The 16,448-nt window shown below is 38.9% G+C and carries 16 protein-coding genes and 1 pseudogene; 3 read left to right on the top strand and 14 right to left on the bottom strand.

Annotated features, from left to right (window positions below):
* Positions 1-55: 55 nt before the first annotated feature.
* The 3 genes from MOJ78_RS11285 to MOJ78_RS11275 are packed head-to-tail and all read right to left on the bottom strand — an operon-like array spanning position 56 to position 1,583.
* Positions 56-565, bottom strand: coding sequence for a hypothetical protein (locus tag MOJ78_RS11285; RefSeq protein ID WP_304977446.1), 510 nt, complete (start codon positions 563-565; stop codon positions 56-58).
* On the bottom strand, positions 549-1,049 hold the full coding sequence (locus MOJ78_RS11280; RefSeq protein WP_304977445.1) for a hypothetical protein: 501 nt from the start codon (positions 1,047-1,049) through the stop codon (positions 549-551). The genes MOJ78_RS11285 and MOJ78_RS11280 overlap by 17 nt, the downstream gene beginning before the upstream one ends.
* Positions 1,050-1,058: 9 nt before the next feature.
* Complete coding sequence (locus tag MOJ78_RS11275) at positions 1,059-1,583, bottom strand: CBO0543 family protein (RefSeq protein ID WP_304977444.1); 525 nt, start codon at positions 1,581-1,583, stop codon at positions 1,059-1,061.
* A gap of 141 nt (positions 1,584-1,724) precedes the next feature.
* Here MOJ78_RS11275 and MOJ78_RS11270 point away from each other — a divergent pair, with 141 nt between their 5' ends.
* Both MOJ78_RS11270 and MOJ78_RS11265 read left to right on the top strand, forming a co-directional pair.
* A complete protein-coding gene (locus MOJ78_RS11270; protein WP_304977443.1) occupies positions 1,725-2,165 on the top strand; it encodes an OsmC family protein in 441 nt (146 codons plus the stop codon).
* 127 nt (positions 2,166-2,292) lie between these two features.
* Entirely contained in the window at positions 2,293-3,216 is a 924-nt protein-coding gene (locus tag MOJ78_RS11265) for a nuclease-related domain-containing protein (protein ID WP_304977442.1), read from the top strand.
* Positions 3,217-3,684: 468 nt separating this feature from the next.
* Here the strand turns inward: MOJ78_RS11265 and MOJ78_RS11260 are convergent.
* The 8 genes and pseudogenes from MOJ78_RS11260 to MOJ78_RS11225 form a co-directional block, all read right to left on the bottom strand.
* Positions 3,685-4,451 (bottom strand): annotated as a pseudogene (locus MOJ78_RS11260) (NRDE family protein).
* Between the two features lie 415 nt (positions 4,452-4,866).
* The gene (locus MOJ78_RS11255; protein WP_304977441.1) at positions 4,867-5,373 is read right to left on the bottom strand and encodes a GNAT family protein; all 507 of its coding nucleotides are present in this window, start codon (positions 5,371-5,373) and stop codon (positions 4,867-4,869) included.
* A gap of 188 nt (positions 5,374-5,561) precedes the next feature.
* A complete protein-coding gene (locus tag MOJ78_RS11250) occupies positions 5,562-6,731 on the bottom strand; it encodes an acyl-CoA dehydrogenase family protein (protein ID WP_304977440.1) in 1,170 nt (389 codons plus the stop codon).
* Positions 6,732-6,876: 145 nt separating this feature from the next.
* Positions 6,877-7,104, bottom strand: coding sequence for a hypothetical protein (locus tag MOJ78_RS11245; protein WP_304977439.1), 228 nt, complete (start codon positions 7,102-7,104; stop codon positions 6,877-6,879).
* 141 nt (positions 7,105-7,245) lie between these two features.
* Positions 7,246-8,625: an L-cystine transporter gene (locus MOJ78_RS11240; RefSeq protein WP_304977438.1), complete on the bottom strand. Its 1,380-nt coding sequence runs from the start codon at positions 8,623-8,625 to the stop codon at positions 7,246-7,248.
* A gap of 99 nt (positions 8,626-8,724) precedes the next feature.
* Positions 8,725-9,030 carry a hypothetical protein gene (locus tag MOJ78_RS11235; RefSeq protein ID WP_304977437.1) on the bottom strand — a complete coding sequence of 102 codons (306 nt, stop codon included), beginning with the start codon at positions 9,028-9,030 and terminating at the stop codon, positions 8,725-8,727.
* A gap of 98 nt (positions 9,031-9,128) precedes the next feature.
* Positions 9,129-9,560, bottom strand: coding sequence for a DUF4395 domain-containing protein (locus MOJ78_RS11230; protein WP_304977436.1), 432 nt, complete (start codon positions 9,558-9,560; stop codon positions 9,129-9,131).
* A 76-nt stretch (positions 9,561-9,636) separates the two neighbouring features.
* Positions 9,637-11,850 carry a beta-propeller domain-containing protein gene (locus MOJ78_RS11225; RefSeq protein ID WP_304977435.1) on the bottom strand — a complete coding sequence of 738 codons (2,214 nt, stop codon included), beginning with the start codon at positions 11,848-11,850 and terminating at the stop codon, positions 9,637-9,639.
* Between the two features lie 317 nt (positions 11,851-12,167).
* Between MOJ78_RS11225 and proC the strand changes: the two genes are divergently transcribed.
* Complete coding sequence (gene proC, locus MOJ78_RS11220) at positions 12,168-12,968, top strand: pyrroline-5-carboxylate reductase (protein WP_304977434.1); 801 nt, start codon at positions 12,168-12,170, stop codon at positions 12,966-12,968.
* Between the two features lie 768 nt (positions 12,969-13,736).
* On the opposite strand, the gene MOJ78_RS11215 is transcribed toward proC, so the two are convergent.
* The 3 genes from MOJ78_RS11215 to MOJ78_RS11205 form a co-directional block, all read right to left on the bottom strand.
* On the bottom strand, positions 13,737-14,213 hold the full coding sequence (locus MOJ78_RS11215) for a GNAT family N-acetyltransferase (RefSeq protein WP_304977433.1): 477 nt from the start codon (positions 14,211-14,213) through the stop codon (positions 13,737-13,739).
* A 491-nt stretch (positions 14,214-14,704) separates the two neighbouring features.
* Positions 14,705-15,280: a dihydrofolate reductase family protein gene (locus MOJ78_RS11210; protein ID WP_304977432.1), complete on the bottom strand. Its 576-nt coding sequence runs from the start codon at positions 15,278-15,280 to the stop codon at positions 14,705-14,707.
* Between the two features lie 819 nt (positions 15,281-16,099).
* Complete coding sequence (locus MOJ78_RS11205) at positions 16,100-16,282, bottom strand: hypothetical protein (RefSeq protein WP_304977431.1); 183 nt, start codon at positions 16,280-16,282, stop codon at positions 16,100-16,102.
* Positions 16,283-16,448 lie beyond the last annotated feature (166 nt).

The raw sequence follows: 16,448 nt of genomic DNA, 5'->3' as shown, positions 1-16,448 counted from the left end.
CCTATGTTACATGAAAACAGTGTACCTTTGGAGAAATCTGCTTAAATTCATCTCGCTAAAATTGTTTTTCTACGAACGTTCTATTAAGACGAATGATATGATACAACAAAATAAGTGAGGTTTGAGCCAGTACATATGTTGATACTGACCAATACATTGAGAACCCTTTTTCGTAATGGAACAATCCCACTTTTAATGCAATCCATTCGTTAACGAGCGAAAAAAGAACCCAGATAAATACATATAAAATATTTTTAAATCCCTTAATACGAAACTTAACATAAAAGTAAATGAAAAAATAACTATGTGGTCCATATACCAAATAGCTTATAAAATCAATCACCTGATAGGCGGAGCTATCATTTACATCGTAAAAATCCCACGGTTTTACGCTAACCGTGTGGTCATAAAACATACCAACAAAAATCCCGTATAATAAATAAACGATTGCTTCTGTCAGGGGGAGGATCTTCGGTGTAATCCAAACGAGAACAATTAGAACAGTAAGAGTAGTCAACACATACCATTCGTTTATATCAAATGAATTTTCATAAATTACCTTCATTTTTTTGAGTCTCCCATTTTTTTACGACGATCGTAAGCTTAGCCAACCACAGTCCTACAAATAACAACACTAAATTGATCAACATTGCATAAAAATAGTTCCAATGAGGATATGAAAGAATACCTAGCGTAACCATTAAATAGTCAAAAACGGTAAGTATGATTAAAGCAGCTGCGGTAAGCAGACCTTTCATCAAGTTTGTGCTCGACAACAAATAGAGGTTTACAAAAAATAGGATGGAAATGGGTGACATTATTCCTCGCTCAAAAAGCAAGGAAAGAAACAATGCTTTATTGCTGGTAAACTCAATATATTTTAATTGAAGAGATAAGATTGTAAAGTAGTTCATAATGAAAATTGAGAGAACCATATACACGATCATGTTTTGTACAAATGATAATGATTTCTTGGAATACCAATAAACATTCAATACCAACCAACTTATAACTATAAACAGAGAAATTGCAAATGCGATGCTTTTCATATCTACACCCTACTTTAATATTTCAAATGGAATTTTAAACATGTTCCATAAGAATAGGATCCATAGCAAAGATAATCCCCAAGCGATTAATGGATTTTTATGATGGACTCGCAACATTACAAACATCACTACGTTAAATGCAAGCGACCACCAATTATTCCAACCATTTTGGTGATTGATTAAATGTAAAAAACGTGAATTGATAAATTCAACTACAACATAAATTAGAATCCAGAACATAATCCAAAGTATTTGCTTCCCTTGTTCATGTGGGAATTTCCCAAGATATATCAATACCGTTGATGGGTATACAATGAACATGATCATAAGTGAAATGATAGTGTGTTTGGTTAAGATATCCTCCAAAAAAATCGTTTCTTGATAGGCCCACATACTATGATTAAAGAAAAGGAAGTTATAAAGAAGATCCCCAGTAATTAAAAATAAGATGGTCGGATAATAATCTCGCCATCGTTTCCAATCTCCCCACTTTAATGCTGCCATCAGAAAAATACTGATAAAGATCAAATGCATATAAAACTACCGCCGTTTTTTATCTATACTAACCAACTCGGAATGTTTTAAAACAGTATAGAGAAATCTTGCATTTTCTAATGTACAAGGAAAATCGGACAGGTTAAAATTGAGGTGGAATATCAGATAGGAGGTAATAAGATGGCAGTACATAGCTTTTTTCTTATAGCAAGTTGGCCGGGACTTCGAAATGATGTAGGAGAGATTGAATCAGAGAATTTACAGACGAAGGTTTCGATCCCCAAGGAGATGGATGGTCCTGGTGTCGGAACGAATCCAGATGAAATGCTGCTAGGTGCAGCAGCAACCTGCTATATCATAACCCTTGCAGCTATGATGGAACGTAGTAAGTTGGAGAAAAGACAATTGACCATGGAGTCTGAAGGGCTTGTGGATGTGACCAACGGCGTAATCACATACAAAAAAATCATTCATCGCCCTTATATTGTTCTGAAGGCAGATACTACTGAAAACGATAAACGGCTAGTACTTAAGCTAGCAGAGAAAGCGGAAAGGTCATGTATGATTTCACGGGCACTAAAAGGGAATGTAATCATTGAATTGAAACCGACTATTGAATAATGTATTGTGAATAACCTCATATTATCGCGGACATTATCCTCTTCTCCACGGTGTCCGTCTCCCCTTTTTATATCTAGTTCCAATAACACATAAACGATGAAAAATTTAATAAAGGAAGTGGTATTTGATGAATGTCAAAAAACGAACGGAAAGTCCAGAGCTACTGACTTTGAGCTCGTTGAATGGCCGAATGAAGTTAACGGGTAAATGGATGCTACAATATTCTAATTTGGAGAAAGGATTTGAAGGAGAACGGAAATTTGATGAATGGCTAGTAACCCTCCCCAGCACTCACCTCATATTAAATGATTTGCTGTTAGAACACAAGAACTCCCAATTCCAGATTGATTCATCGATCATTTGTCAAAAGACGATCTTCAACATCAATGTAAAAAATTTCGAAGGTGACTATTATATTGACGGGGAAAAGTGGTTTACCAAATCCGGAAAAGAAATTAATAATCCGTTCCACCAATTGGATCGGAGTGAATCATTATTAAGGCTATTGCTTAATGAACTCGGTTACAAAAACTTTCGCTTGGAAAAGTATCTTGTTTTTATAAACCCCGAATTTCACCTATATCAAGCTCCACTAAAGCTACCTATGGTTTTTCCAACTCAAATCAATCGTTTTATACATCAAATTTCCAATTCACCCTCAAAAATATCCCATACGCATAAGAATCTAGCAGAAAAAATAGTTTCACTGCATTCTAGCCGACCACAAAACCTACGATTACCCGAATATAGCTATGGACAACTAAAAAAAGGGGTTTCTTGTAAAAGCTGCTGTTCTTTTATGGTGGAACAGAAAAACGACTTCATCATATGTAACAAGTGCGGAACGTCAGAAGGGATGGTGGTAGCCGTTTTGCGAAATGCGGATGAACTCAAGCTTCTTTTCCCAGATATAAAAATTACAACGAGCATATTGTATGATTGGTGCCAAGTTATTAAATCAAAGAAGAACATCCAACGAATTCTCTCCTATCACTTTAATATGAAAGGAGTAGGTCGGTCCTCTTATTATGTAAAAAAGAATGCTAAATAGTAGGTGACGTCTATGTGATCACGTTCCAGGACCCATTTCCCTAAAAACTAGGAGGTTGAGTCTCACAAATCGTTTTTCCAGGACCCATTATCCTAAAAACTAGGAGGTTGAGTCTCACAAATCGTTTTTCCAGGACTCATTATCCTAAAAACTAGGAGGTTGAGTCCCGCAAATCGTTTTTCCAGGACTCATTATCCTAAAAATTAGGAGGTTAAGTCCCGCAAATCGTTTTTCCAGAACTGATCATGTAAATTCATCCTCTGAAGCAATTCTTCTATCCTGAGCACCAGTCCTGTAAACAACCATTCATCGTTTGTTTCCATTTTTTTATGTCGCGATTTGCTAGAATCCTTTATGTACCGATTGCTGTAATTCGGGCCTTTGATTCGAAAACATTCATTTTTAACAATTCTCGTTAAAAGGTAGTAACAATTGATAGTGCTAATTATATGCAAAAAATAAAAATGATTATCCTTTAAAAATCTCAAATTCATAATGAATCTGTTCTTCGTTCTGATTGATAAAACTTTTTTCGGTGAAATTAACATTTTGATTTTTGTCTATGGTTAACACAGTAGAAGATCGTGTTCCGTATTGTTCAGTCGTGATATAGATAGGAGAAAGCTTCCTTTCCCATTCGATACTAATACCTGTATTCGGTAATTCCTCGGGTACAGCTTCTTCTGTTCGGCTAAGCATTTGAAATAAGCATTCAGTGTTAACCTCGTCTGCATTCTTCAGACAGTTTCGGAAGAGTTTTTTGCCAATAGAGACTTTTGGCCACGGAGTATCGAGATAGTGATTGCTTAATCCATAAATACCTGGGTTCAATTTGTCAACATCGTTTTGTACATTGAATAGTACCAGAGGGAATCTGTATCCCCAAGCACTAAATTGAACCCTTGGTATAGCATGCGATTTTCTTGTAGTTGATTGAGAAATAAATCGGAATCACAATGACTATTTAGGAAATCTCTGATAATATGCCCTCTGGATTTTTTATTTTCTTTTGTTTCACCTGGATTTCTAAAATTGGTGATCGCAGCAAAACGCCCATTTTTAGATATCCCGAGCCATGTTCCCATTTGTTTTAGATCTCTTCCGGCAAGAATCTTAGTGTTTTCCTCCCAAAAGTGAGCTTTTTCAGTAGGTCGTTTGTAAAACTCGTCTCGATTTGCAGCAACAATCAAAGGATAGTTTGGATGAATTTTGTAAGCGAAAAACAATACACACATCGGGATTTTCCCCCTTACGATCTAAAAAGTTTGAGAATTGGTTTGCCTCAGCTTTTACAAGAAAAAAAGCTTTGGTTTTCCAAGTCAAGAATTGCTTTGCTTTCATCATGATAATTGACAACTGCACCGAGCTTTTCAGCATACCATTTAGCGGATTCAGATGGATCTACACTATAGGGATCTCGTTCCAACCCTTTGTAATTGCGTCATGAGTAACAACATCTTGTAAAACATATAGTCACAATTTCAATAGTCGGTTTCCATTCTCCTTTTTCTTGCTCAAAAGAAAAAGGAGCTGAATTCTACAGTACGCATGTTAAGTCTAAAAAGGAAGTTTTTTTGCTTCCCCATTGCAAAATACCGCTTATAAAAAGTAAAAGAGCCCTGGGACTCTTCTTGATTTTATCAAATGAATTTAGTATGAATCATTCCAGACGATGCTTCCGGTTTTATCTTCGTAATCGATTTCAACATTAAAGTTATGCTTTTCGTAAAAGTGGATGAGACGTTCAACGTGATCCCAATCCCGTTCAGCGATGTCTCCTGTAATGTAAGGGATGTTTTTGTCTTTAGCTAGCTCTTTTAAATAATTGATACAAATTGAACCATATCCCTTATTTGCAGGGCCTTTGATGTCGCCAATGTGAATCGTGTCATCTTCAGGGAACAACGCCTGAAGCGAAAAGTCCCAATCACCTCTAAAGGAAGTTTCACAATCGTTCAACATTATGTTACAACGCTGTTCCGAGTCTGACTTGTAGACAATGACGAGATTCTCATCGTTGGTCTGATCGATTCCGACGACGTCCCACTTTTTTGCGATTCGTTTCATATCCTCTTGCATACGGAAAACCTGAAATTCCAACTCTTCTGGGTCCTTTTTCCGTTCCTGAGTGAATGGTTTTCTGAGTGCTGACGACATGTGCTCCCTCCTCTCCCCTATTATAAAAAACTCCGTACAAAATACCTATAAAAAAGGCACACAGTGATGCATTGTACTAGAAAGTGGATGAGATTTCAAATCGATGAGGAGTGATGGAGAGGATTAATTTCTTGTTTCAGGAAAAATTGAAAAAGAGCGCAGTCAATCTGAACTGCACTCTCCCTTTCTTAATCATTGATTGCTCTTGCGGCAAGCATTCCGATGACTGCATCGTCCATAGGGGGATTGTGTAAACCTGCTCTCACATCCCGGTAATATCGTTCGAAGTTTGCATTTTTTGATAAACCTCTTCCGCCAGCTATTTTCATAGCCAAATCGACAACATGCTGTGCAGCATTTGTTGCAATAGTCTTGACAGCAGCCAGTTCTGGACCAAGAGCCATTCGATTTTCAGGTTCTTTATCCCACTTTTCCGCAATTGAATACATAAAGTGGCGTGCATACAATAGCTCAAGGTCCATTTCACCGATTTTTTGCTGGATATGTGGGACTTTGGAAATCGTGGTAGTCAGACTGTTCGGTTGATAGCTTTTAGCAAATTCGAGCGCTTCATTTCGTGCTGCAATTGCAATTCCTAAATAGCACGCTGGAATATGCAATAGCCACCCTTTAGGCAGAGCAGGCTCTTTTTTCGTTGGATCCTTTATTTCAACGAGTCGATCGACAGGCACTTTTACATTCGTTAAAACGAGGTCATCACTCCCTGTTCCTCTCATTCCGAGCGTATCCCACGTGTAATCAACATCAACACCGTCCTGGCCTTTTTCGATGATAAACCAGCCGATCGACTCCTCCTCTTCAATAAAAGCTGAAACGATAAAATAATCTAAAACATCCGCCATTGTTGTAAACGTTTTTCGTCCATTGATTAGATAGCTACCTTCACTTGGAACCGCTCGAGTTTCAGGAATTCCTCCCCTTGTCGGACTCCCGGTTGCACGTTCAGTCGCTGCCCGGTTTACCAGCTTTTTTTGTTTGCTGATTTCGTTTGCCAACCATTTTAATGTTTCAGGTTTCCACAGTTGTTCATCCCTTAACTCCATTACGATCCCAAGATGCCATCCGATTGATAAAGCCACCGATCCATCTCCGACCGCAAGTCTTTCTTGTAAAAGGACAAACTCATATAACGAAAGATTCTGTCCGCCATATTGTCCTGGTAAGGTTAAGCTTAAATAACCGGCTTCTTTCAAGTCGTAAAGGTTTTCCTGCGAGAATGCAGCCTGTTGGTCCGTTTCAGTGGCTCGTAGTTTTACTTTTCCGGATAATTCTTCCGCAATTTTATACAAATTATATTGTCGGTCGTTTTGAATTAATGGTTTATGTATATCCCACATCTTTTATTCACTCCTATATAACACCGATCATCATTATTAAAAGCATACAGAAGTAGTCGGAATTTAATCAACTAATACGCACCACTAAAATGGTGAACCGTCTTTTATTTAGTAGGATGTGGGGGTCGAAAAATTTTGAATGAGATTAACTGCCGTCGTCCATTAATTTCTCATCAAGCACTTCCGCTAATTCATTTTTCTTTAAAAGGTATCGCAAATGTTGGAGCGGCATTGAACCATAGCCTTTCTTATTACCGAGTGTAAAAGACACAATGCTCCTACTGTGTGATGTAACCTTTAATGTCTCTGCAGAATTGAAATTTCCAAACGAATGCTTCGCGATCTTATAAATGGTTCCTTTTTTGACGTTCATTTGGTTCCTCCCTTTCATATGTTCACTTTCTATCATGACCAAACTAAATGACGAATATGAAAAAATGGGAGAATCAAAGAAAATAACCGGACCATGATCCGGTTATTTATTTGACGTTTTAGTTGCAATCTTCAAGCTCTATTAAGCTTCTGCATGATTTGTTGGTGTGTCGTAGACCGATTGATCCAATCCATTCGTAACTTTATCGGTTAAAACTCCTGCTGTCATACTGCCGCTGACATTAACTGCCGTTCTCCCCATGTCGATGAGCGGCTCAATTGAAATAAGGAGTCCGGCTAAGCCGACTGGTAAATTCATAGCTGATAGAACGAGGATGGCAGCAAAGGTAGCTCCCCCTCCGACTCCTGCAACCCCAAAGGAACTAATCGCAACAACTGCGATCAATGTGAAGATAAAAGATGGACTTAAAGGATTAACCCCAACCGTCGGCGCAATCATGACCGCAAGCATTGCTGGGTACACACCAGCACAGCCGTTTTGACCAATTGACAGCCCGAACGATCCTGCGAAATTTGCAGTTCCTTCCGATACACCAAGCTCTTGTGTTTGAGCACGAACATTAAGTGGCAAGGTTCCTGCACTCGTACGCGATGTAAAGGCGAACGTAAGGACAGGCAACACTTTTTTCAGGTAGGTGATCGGGTTTAATCCGAAGAATGTCAGCAGCAATAAATGGATTGCAAACATGATCAGTAATGCCACATATGACGCAACAACAAACTCTCCCAGCTTCCAAATTGCATTATAATCACTCGTTGCTGTGACGCGTGTCATCAACGCTAGAACACCATATGGAGTAAGTCGTATGATTAACGTAACGATTCTCATGACAATCGAATGAAGGGTATCAACGATTTTGGTAAAGAAATCTGCCTGCTCTTCATTTTTCCTGCGGACACCAAGGTAAGCGAATCCGACTATGGCTGCAAAGATCACGATCGCAATCGTTGAAGTTGCCCTAGCCCCGGTGAAGTCATGGAACGGATTTTCAGGGATCAAGCTTAATATTTGCTGCGGCAGCGTTAAATCGGCAACTGCAGCTGATCTTTCCTCCAGCTGCTCCGATCGAGCAGTTTCGGCATCTCCCTGTTCAATTTGAATTGCCTCCAAATCAAAGCCAATCGTAGTAGCAATACCAACTGCAGCAGCAATCGCAGTCGTCCCTACCAAAATTCCGATGATCCAACCACTGATTTTGCCGACGTTGTTTTTGAGTTTCATTTTAGTAAACGCGGAAAGGATAGATATGAAAACGAGCGGCATGACGATCATTTGAAGTAATTGAACATATCCGCGTCCGACAATATTGAACCAACCGATCGAGTCACTCAAGACATCTGAAGTTGCCCCATAAACCGCTTGTAACACGAGACCGAAAACAATTCCTAGACCTAATCCCGCAAACACACGCTTTGAAAACGAGACACGCTTCTTTTGTAAAGAATAGAGGCTGAGAATCAGGACAAGCATGACAAGGATGTTTAACACAATGAACCACATTGCTTTCCCCTCCTTTTTCCTCAATTATTAATAAATATGTTAGGAGAAGGGGCATATTCCTTACTAAATAAAAAAGACTTAAAGACTTTTCGATCTAGTTTACCTATGAGTCATTTCATTAAATATGTAGATTGTTAAACAGGCTATACAAAACTGTCGTGTCGTTCCGGCGCTTAGAAACAAAAAGATTGAAGCGGCACACCCTTTTCGTTCTGCCGAGTCTTCTGCGTACTCTTTGGCACAATGCTTGCACAGTGAATATCCTCTTTTCTTTGCCTCCTCCTCTTTAATTTTTTCTGCTGCTGTTCCTCCTTTTAAAATCCTCGACGTTGTAGGGCAATCATCATCGAAATAGTGATAATACTTACCAGATTTTGTGATGAAAACTTCATCGCCTTCATGCATTCGAGCCCTCCTCTCCACAAAATTTTTCTTTAATGAGTTTACTGTAAAAGAAACGACTCCTTCAAGAAGACTTGCACTTAAAGGAGTCTAATCTAGATTTACGAGTGATGCTGTGCTTTCCGGTGACGATACCTTAGCCAGCGATACCGGATGAAACAGCCGATGCAAAATCCGAGAATGGCAACAAAGGATGCTAAAGCAACCATAATCGTAGCAATGTAGGCTGCAATCAACCAACCGAAGAGAAAGCTTATGAATCCGACGGAAAGTAAAATCACAGCGATCGCTTGGTTGAACTGCTGCTGTTCTTTATCTTCTGGAACATAGTCTTTCAACGGTCGGGTTAAAAATTTCCTCGCAATCTGGATTACCGGATTGAAATTAAAGAAAAAGCCAAGTATACCTGAAAGTAATGGCACAAGTAAAATCCACTCCATTCCAGTAATCCACGTCAAAACAACTGATATAAAAATAGTCCACTGATTTGCACGAACGAGCGGTCGAGGGATGGACTGTGGTTCATTCATCATTTAATCCGACCTTTCTAATTTGTTTTACTCTTATAATAATCGGAATTGAACCATTTGAGAACTTGAACGCTCGCACTTAATCCGAACTTTCACGTATCGTTACCTCTCCAATTTGTTTGTAACTGTCCATATTGTGTGCCGAAATCTTTGTTGGTGAGATGGCATATATGTTGTCTTCAATGTAGATCATCCGTCTGATTGTACTTTCCCACTCTTCATATGGACTGTTTCCTTCTAGGTGGGATATTTTTTTCTCAAGCTGAATACCATCTTTCAAATCAATGTTGTATACCATTGCACCTTGGAAAATAAAGTTTTGTTCATAGTGGTTGCCATCTTCCACATTTTCATAAACGGAAATCGGGAAAGCAAAGAGATTTCGTTTCTTATGAACGAGCAGTGCTTTATGATCGTGATTTACAGGAGAATGGGTTCCTCTGCCACCGATGATTTCACTGAACTTCTCTTTCGGATTGTGGACATCACTGACATCAAAAAGTGAAATCTTTACCCCTTGCGTAAGAATTCTCGGCTCCCCCTCCTGCCCTTTTCCGGTGACGATTTTCGTATCATGACCGAAACCGATCAGATGGTTTTCATCGTATGGATGCAGGTAATTACTGAATCCAGGAATTTTCAACTCTCCAAGTACTGACGGATTTTTAGGATCGCTTGCATCGATAACGAACAATGGGTCCACCTGTTTAAATGTCACCACATAGATCCGATCTTGCATGAACCGAGCTGAATAAATCCGTTCACCACGAGCGAGATCTTCAAGATTCCCGATTTGCTTTAAATTTTCGTCAAATATATAAAGGTTGTTCCCAGATGGCTGTTCGTCATTCCACACTTGCCCTTTTGTAGTGACAATCCGGAAGTTTCCATCGTGCTCATCCATTGAAAATTGGTTCAGGACTGTACCTGGTACTTCGGCCGAGCCTTCAAAAGTCACCTTTTCTTCATCGATTGAAAACTTATAGATGGTTGAGTCTGGTGAAAAATCACGTCTCGTTTCGAACGGGATATCTGGGTAAGACATTACCGCAAGAAAGAGGTTTTCTTTAGACATATACATGTCACGGCCACTACCAAGATAAGTTGTAAACGTCGCATCCGCTTTCGGTTTTTCAAGGTTGAACGAACTGATTATCGTATAGTTCGTTTCCTTTGATTGAGGAAAATATTGAATATCGGTATAGTTGATCGGTTTCTTTTCATCAGACATGGATGTATCGAATACCCTTGGGCGTAGATCGATCTTTTCATTTTTATCAAGCAGCCAGTAGTTTGGATGATGTTGGGCTACAAGATACACATACTCGTTGATTCGACGGGCAGAAATGTAGTGACCTTCCATCTCGACTTCTCGTATAACCACTGGATTGGAGCGATCGCTTACGTCATAAACAATTGCTTTCATTGAAGAAGAAGCTGGTGCAATCATCAAATCTGCTCTATCGCTAGCCTTTTTCTCAGACTTTATCTCTTCATAGCTGTGCCCAATCACGACCATTTGTTCTTTATATAGAAAAAGCTGTGACGGTGAGAATGATGGCTGCTTATAGGTAATTGATTTCATCACCTTCATTTGGTTTGCCGGTATAAGCTTTGTAATGATGATTCTTCCATCCATCACCTGGTATAGGTAATTGCCGTCTGTTTTCACTGTGTCTGCTTCGTCTACCCCGCTTACCTGGTTATTCGTTTTTGAATAGTCAGGATTTGAATTCTCTGCTGATTTTGCAGAATCCATAGACAATGCTTCAGTATTTGCTGATTCTTCACCACTAGCATCAGAACCAGAATCGAAGCTGCGGCGCTCTTTCATCTCTTTAATAGCTTTTGAAAAATAAGCATTCAGCTCTTGTTTTGAGCCTATAGATGGAAGCGTTTCTTTTACGACGAACGAAAGCGATTGGTTTGATTGAAGCTGGCGACCATTCGTGGCCATAATTCCATCCAGAATATGGAGTGTGTAATATTCAGCGGCCATTTCATATCCATTTTCTGGCGGTTGAACGATTATAGCTTTTTGGTCGTTGCTTAGTGAAACCGAAACGGACTGCCGTTCTCCCTTTGCATTTATCACATACACATGATCCTCGGTTACACTTAATGGATCAATTTCGTTCGAGCAAACCACCTTCCAAACTTTGTTATTAAGTACAATCGGTTTGTCATTCGAAGCCCAATTATTTACCACCCTTGGTTGTGAGTAAAAGTAAGTACCTAATAAAATGCAAACAATGAGTACCATTCCCCCACAAATCCACCACCATTTTTTCATTGTACGTCCCCCTCGTTTTTAACATAGACGTTTCTAATCCCGCTAAGGTTACAAAGTTAGAACGTTCTCTTTTAATTCAATTCTGAATCTGTTGATCCGAGAAAGCGAACCGATCCGAACCGATCCGAACCGATCCAACCGCAAAAGTTGTATTACTGCATATCATCCGAGAGTCGAAGTACTTTATTGGTGTCATACAAACCATACAAAATCAAACACTGACGGTAACCTCTTTTAAAAGATTCAAAACACACGATCCTTCTTCCATTCTTTTTTCAAATCTGGTACGTTAGTTAGGATGAAAGGAAGTGGATAAAATGGAATCATATCGTCTACTGATGATCGGTGCAGGTCGGATGGCTGAAGCGATCATATCCGGATTGCAGAATCAAAATCCATCGTTGTTCTCAAGCGTGACTGTTGCAAACCAAACGGATGAAAGACGTTTAATCAATTTAGCAAAAAAATATAACGTACATACAACAACCGACTGGAGAGACGTAATTAATGAGGTAGATGTGGTTGTTTCAGCTGTGCCTCCTCAAGCTCATAGTACGATTCTAGAAGATTTAGATTCTATTGGTTATAAAAAACTATTTATCACTGTTGCTGCAGGAGTGGATCCAACATTCATGGAATCAAAAATCTCTGAAGGTACACCGGTTTGCTGGATGATGCCGAACACAGCTGCACAGGTAAAAAAGTCGATGACGACCTATGTGTGCGGTCGCTTTGTTAATGATGACCATCGGACGATCATTCATCATTTATTAGAATCGATCGGCGACTATGCTGAGCTATCCGAAGAACAGGTGCACGATTTAACAGCAGTTACGGGTAGTGCACCGGCATTTTTGTATCTCTTCTGTGAGGCATTAGAAGAGGCAGCCGTATCCTATGGACTTGATGAGAAACAAGCGAAGTTACTTGTTACCAAGATGATCAGCGGTTCTGCTGAAATGTTAGAAACAGGGATAACCGCTAATGAATTACGTGATCAAGTAACCTCACCTGGTGGCTCCACAGCTGCAGGAGTCGAAGTGCTTGAAAAAGGTCACTTTACTGAGCTTGTTCAAAACGCCGTCAAAGCCACGAACACTCATGCACGCGGGAAATAAAATATAGTTGTGGAGAATCGTAATATATTCTTAAAGGATTCTGTTTAGAGGAATTAACGGCAAAGGTCCCTTATAATTGACTTAGTTTAAAGCTAAAAAGACTCGTCCACATTTGACGAGTCTCTTGTCTTTAGCGTGACCGGACCTTGACCAACTTCTTCCATTAAAGCCCCTTTCGTCAAAGAAGAACTGACTCATTCATAAAACTAAACGGGAAAGCCTTCAAAAATAATTAATAGATTTTTGGGTGTATCAAAGGCATTGATGGGGTCATAAATCCATAGATTCCTTTGGTTATCCAATAGGTTACTGGTAAAAACTTTTTTGTATATATTGGGGTTTTTAATTTTTATATCCAAAGATGAAAGCGACTCATTAACCGAGAAGTATGAAACCCCAGTAATTTTAACTTTGATGTCATCTTCCCCTTTTGTCTTACTCCCATCCTGGAAAACTGCCCAAGACATGAACGGATTTGGTTTCACTATCACCAAAATAAATAAAATGAATACATATCCTGTCACCTACAGTTTCAATAATGGGTGTCCCCAGTGACTTAATGAACTGTATTTTCTATCATTGATGGTTTCTTTGATATATGGACTTTGTACTTCATTTATTTTCATTTATACCCCCTCATTTCTTGTTATTCTCTCGTGTCTTTCACTAAACCCCCTTATTCTTGAATAATGAACACATTCCTGTACTTCTGAATTGCGCCCGATTATGGAAGATCATTTATGTTATCTTATTAAAGATAAGAACCCGTTAATTTAATATAATCTCCATTTTTCTACCCTTTGTTGTCATACCAATTGACTCATAAAATTCAATTGCATAAGGATTCTTCTCTGATACTCCCAATTCAATACAATCAACTTTCAGGCTTCTCCCAAAATCAAAAACATATTTCATAAGTCTTTTTCCGATCCCCTTTTTTCGCTGGGCATCGGCAATGCATAAACTGTTTATAAATAATACATTTCTTACTTTCACAAATGAATTTTCAGTTATTTCTTCTTCCTTCATCACAACGACTCCGACTAGTTCATTACCAATGGTAGCCACAAAAATGTGTTGTTTAACATCATTTAACTGACTTTCAAAGAACTCTTGACTTACTGGAGTGGAATTCTCTTTGTACAAATCTGGTCTTTCGTAAACGTGTAAATCATGAACTTGTCTGAATAAAGACAATAAAGATTTGTAATCATCTTTATTAGCCTTTCGAATGGATAAATCCATATTTTTCTCCTACCCCTCAATAATTGTTTAACAGGTTAAATACCATTTGCACACTTTCAAGAAATGCTTTTTTAAACTATCCTTTCAGTTTAGCTCAATAAGTCTTCCTTCAACAATCATAAAAAGAGAGCGCAAATCTTACTCCAGATTTGCGCCCTTATATGGAAGACTTGATTTCAAGTATAATACAATTACAATTTCCATCGTTCCCCTGTTTCTTAAAAATAAGAAAAAGGGGTTGCTTTTAATTGAAGCCACCCCATTAGGGGTACCGCCAACAGTTTAACGAAAATATACGCTAAGCCCTGAATTGCGTCCGACTTGGCGTTTCCCCTTACTCTAAGCTCAAACGACACGATCACCCGACAAACTGAATTAGACTGACTCGTAAAAAAAGCAGTGACGGACTAGGAACTCGAAAGACCTAGACTACCGCAGCTTTTATTGTACTAACGTAATCCGGTTAGCGTAATCTACTTTAGGAGACAAGGTCATCTAACCGTCTGGTAAACGAGGCCTATGGCTCCAGAATCAAATGTCTTGTTTTCGATAAGTTTAAGATTGATCTTCTCCTTGAGGCCTTGGAATAACGGCAATCCGCTGCCGATCAGGACGGGAGAAACCGTAATTTTATACTCATCTATTAAATCAAGCTGCATAAGGTAGTGTGCGAACCTAGGACTGCCGAGGATGACCATATTCTTGCCTGGCTGCTGTTTGAGGTTCTTGATCTCTTCCTCTACATCTTCTTTCACCAGTCTGGAATTGTTCCATTCGACTTTCTCCAGCGTCGTGGAAAAAACGATTTTGGCTGTCTTTTCGATCCACTCGGCATGGTTCCGTTCATGCTGCGAAGCTGATGGGTTCGAAGGCACAGATGGCCAGTAACTGTGCATCATCTGATAAGTCCCACGTCCCCAAATGACAGTGTCGGCAGTACTCAGAATTTCTTTCGCGTGTTTCTCCAAATCAGCATCGTAGGAAACCCAGCCAATGTCCATTTCACCATTCGGCCCTTCTACAAAACCGTCAAGCGATGCGTGCAGAAATAGAACGAGTTTTCTCATTTTCAGTTCTCCTTTGTTCATGAGGGATATCTACATTATACTTTACAGTTCGATTCACATCGATCACCTTTGTCATTTGATTATATAACTTTTCAATCTGTTCATGATTATCAACCTTCTCCAAAACCTGACTAAGGTGATCCTTATTATGATAACGGTTAATTTCTAAATAAGTATCTCGCTTTCGTGTAGTTCGACTACCGAGACCATTCCTTCACAACCATATTCCGGCTGAATAGATGCAGCAGTATATGTTTCGCTCTCGATTGCACCATATTCTTTGTAAATACGTTCAGCTTCTCAATTAATTTTTAAAAATTGTTCTTTGTTTTCTTCCGGTACTGGATAAAGATAATTTTCTAAATACATGATTTCTCCTCCTTTAGATAGAATTATTAACGTTATTGGCAGAGTCAAGTTTAGCACACATAACAATCAATAATTTCTTCTTGATTGCTAAAATTCTTTATTCAACAAAGTGGCCCTTTTCATGAAGAAAGACACTTTCCTTATTTCAGAAAAGCGCTCTTTTCTGGAATAACTTATTGAACTAACTCACCCGTTCGTGAAATTAAAATTCTTAAAAAAGCTAATAATGATTAGAAGCTTTTATGATCTTAAAAGACAAGCTCGATAAAATAAATGCAACTACTATTAGTATTGGTGTTGGTGTTACTACAAAAATTCCTAACAGGCAGGTTTTATAATTCCACGGCACAAAAGCTTCCCATAATTCACCAAAAACTTTCCATAATACAATAAAAATAAATTTAAAAACGAGGAGACCTTTGACGATCACCCCGTTCTCATTTCGCTTTGCTATTTCTTTTTATCCATTCCTTTATTCATCGCATCTGCTGTTTTGTCCACCGTATTCATTGCTGCGCTTTCTGTTTTCTCAACCGCACTTTGGAGGTTATCAAACATCGTATCCGCATTATCTTTCACAGCTTTTGCTGATTCCTCCACCGCTTTTTGATTTTGGTTCTGCTTATGTGTCATCCTAACACCTCCTTTTTTACACTTTAGAAAGCATTAATGTGCTTTCTGAAGTACAAGTGTAACTGAGGCTCAGCCTGCGCAAAGGCTTGCTTTGCCTAGTTTTTCTTTGTAAAGGACTTTCACGGTTAGGATGGATTACATACTAGATAGTTATGCATAATTTACC

The sequence above is a fragment of the Alkalihalobacillus sp. AL-G genome (assembly GCF_030643805.1).
GTDB lineage: Bacteria > Bacillota > Bacilli > Bacillales > Fictibacillaceae > Pseudalkalibacillus.
Note: the sequence above shows the minus strand (reverse complement) of the source record. Positions and strands in the feature narration are given on the sequence as shown.

What these genes read in the sequence shown, in the direction of transcription:
- MOJ78_RS11285 (WP_304977446.1), bottom strand. Translation starts at nt 565, where the DNA reads ATGAAGGTAATTTATGAAAATTCATTTGATATAAACGAATGGTATGTG.
- MOJ78_RS11280 (WP_304977445.1), bottom strand. Translation starts at nt 1,049, where the DNA reads ATGAAAAGCATCGCATTTGCAATTTCTCTGTTTATAGTTATAAGTTGG.
- MOJ78_RS11275 (WP_304977444.1), bottom strand. Translation starts at nt 1,583, where the DNA reads ATGCATTTGATCTTTATCAGTATTTTTCTGATGGCAGCATTAAAGTGG.
- MOJ78_RS11270 (WP_304977443.1), top strand. Translation starts at nt 1,725, where the DNA reads ATGGCAGTACATAGCTTTTTTCTTATAGCAAGTTGGCCGGGACTTCGA.
- MOJ78_RS11265 (WP_304977442.1), top strand. Translation starts at nt 2,293, where the DNA reads ATGAATGTCAAAAAACGAACGGAAAGTCCAGAGCTACTGACTTTGAGC.
- MOJ78_RS11255 (WP_304977441.1), bottom strand. Translation starts at nt 5,373, where the DNA reads ATGTCGTCAGCACTCAGAAAACCATTCACTCAGGAACGGAAAAAGGAC.
- MOJ78_RS11250 (WP_304977440.1), bottom strand. Translation starts at nt 6,731, where the DNA reads ATGTGGGATATACATAAACCATTAATTCAAAACGACCGACAATATAAT.
- MOJ78_RS11245 (WP_304977439.1), bottom strand. Translation starts at nt 7,104, where the DNA reads ATGAACGTCAAAAAAGGAACCATTTATAAGATCGCGAAGCATTCGTTT.
- MOJ78_RS11240 (WP_304977438.1), bottom strand. Translation starts at nt 8,625, where the DNA reads ATGTGGTTCATTGTGTTAAACATCCTTGTCATGCTTGTCCTGATTCTC.
- MOJ78_RS11235 (WP_304977437.1), bottom strand. Translation starts at nt 9,030, where the DNA reads ATGCATGAAGGCGATGAAGTTTTCATCACAAAATCTGGTAAGTATTAT.
- MOJ78_RS11230 (WP_304977436.1), bottom strand. Translation starts at nt 9,560, where the DNA reads ATGATGAATGAACCACAGTCCATCCCTCGACCGCTCGTTCGTGCAAAT.
- MOJ78_RS11225 (WP_304977435.1), bottom strand. Translation starts at nt 11,850, where the DNA reads ATGAAAAAATGGTGGTGGATTTGTGGGGGAATGGTACTCATTGTTTGC.
- proC (WP_304977434.1), top strand. Translation starts at nt 12,168, where the DNA reads ATGGAATCATATCGTCTACTGATGATCGGTGCAGGTCGGATGGCTGAA.
- MOJ78_RS11215 (WP_304977433.1), bottom strand. Translation starts at nt 14,213, where the DNA reads ATGGATTTATCCATTCGAAAGGCTAATAAAGATGATTACAAATCTTTA.
- MOJ78_RS11210 (WP_304977432.1), bottom strand. Translation starts at nt 15,280, where the DNA reads ATGAGAAAACTCGTTCTATTTCTGCACGCATCGCTTGACGGTTTTGTA.
- MOJ78_RS11205 (WP_304977431.1), bottom strand. Translation starts at nt 16,282, where the DNA reads ATGACACATAAGCAGAACCAAAATCAAAAAGCGGTGGAGGAATCAGCA.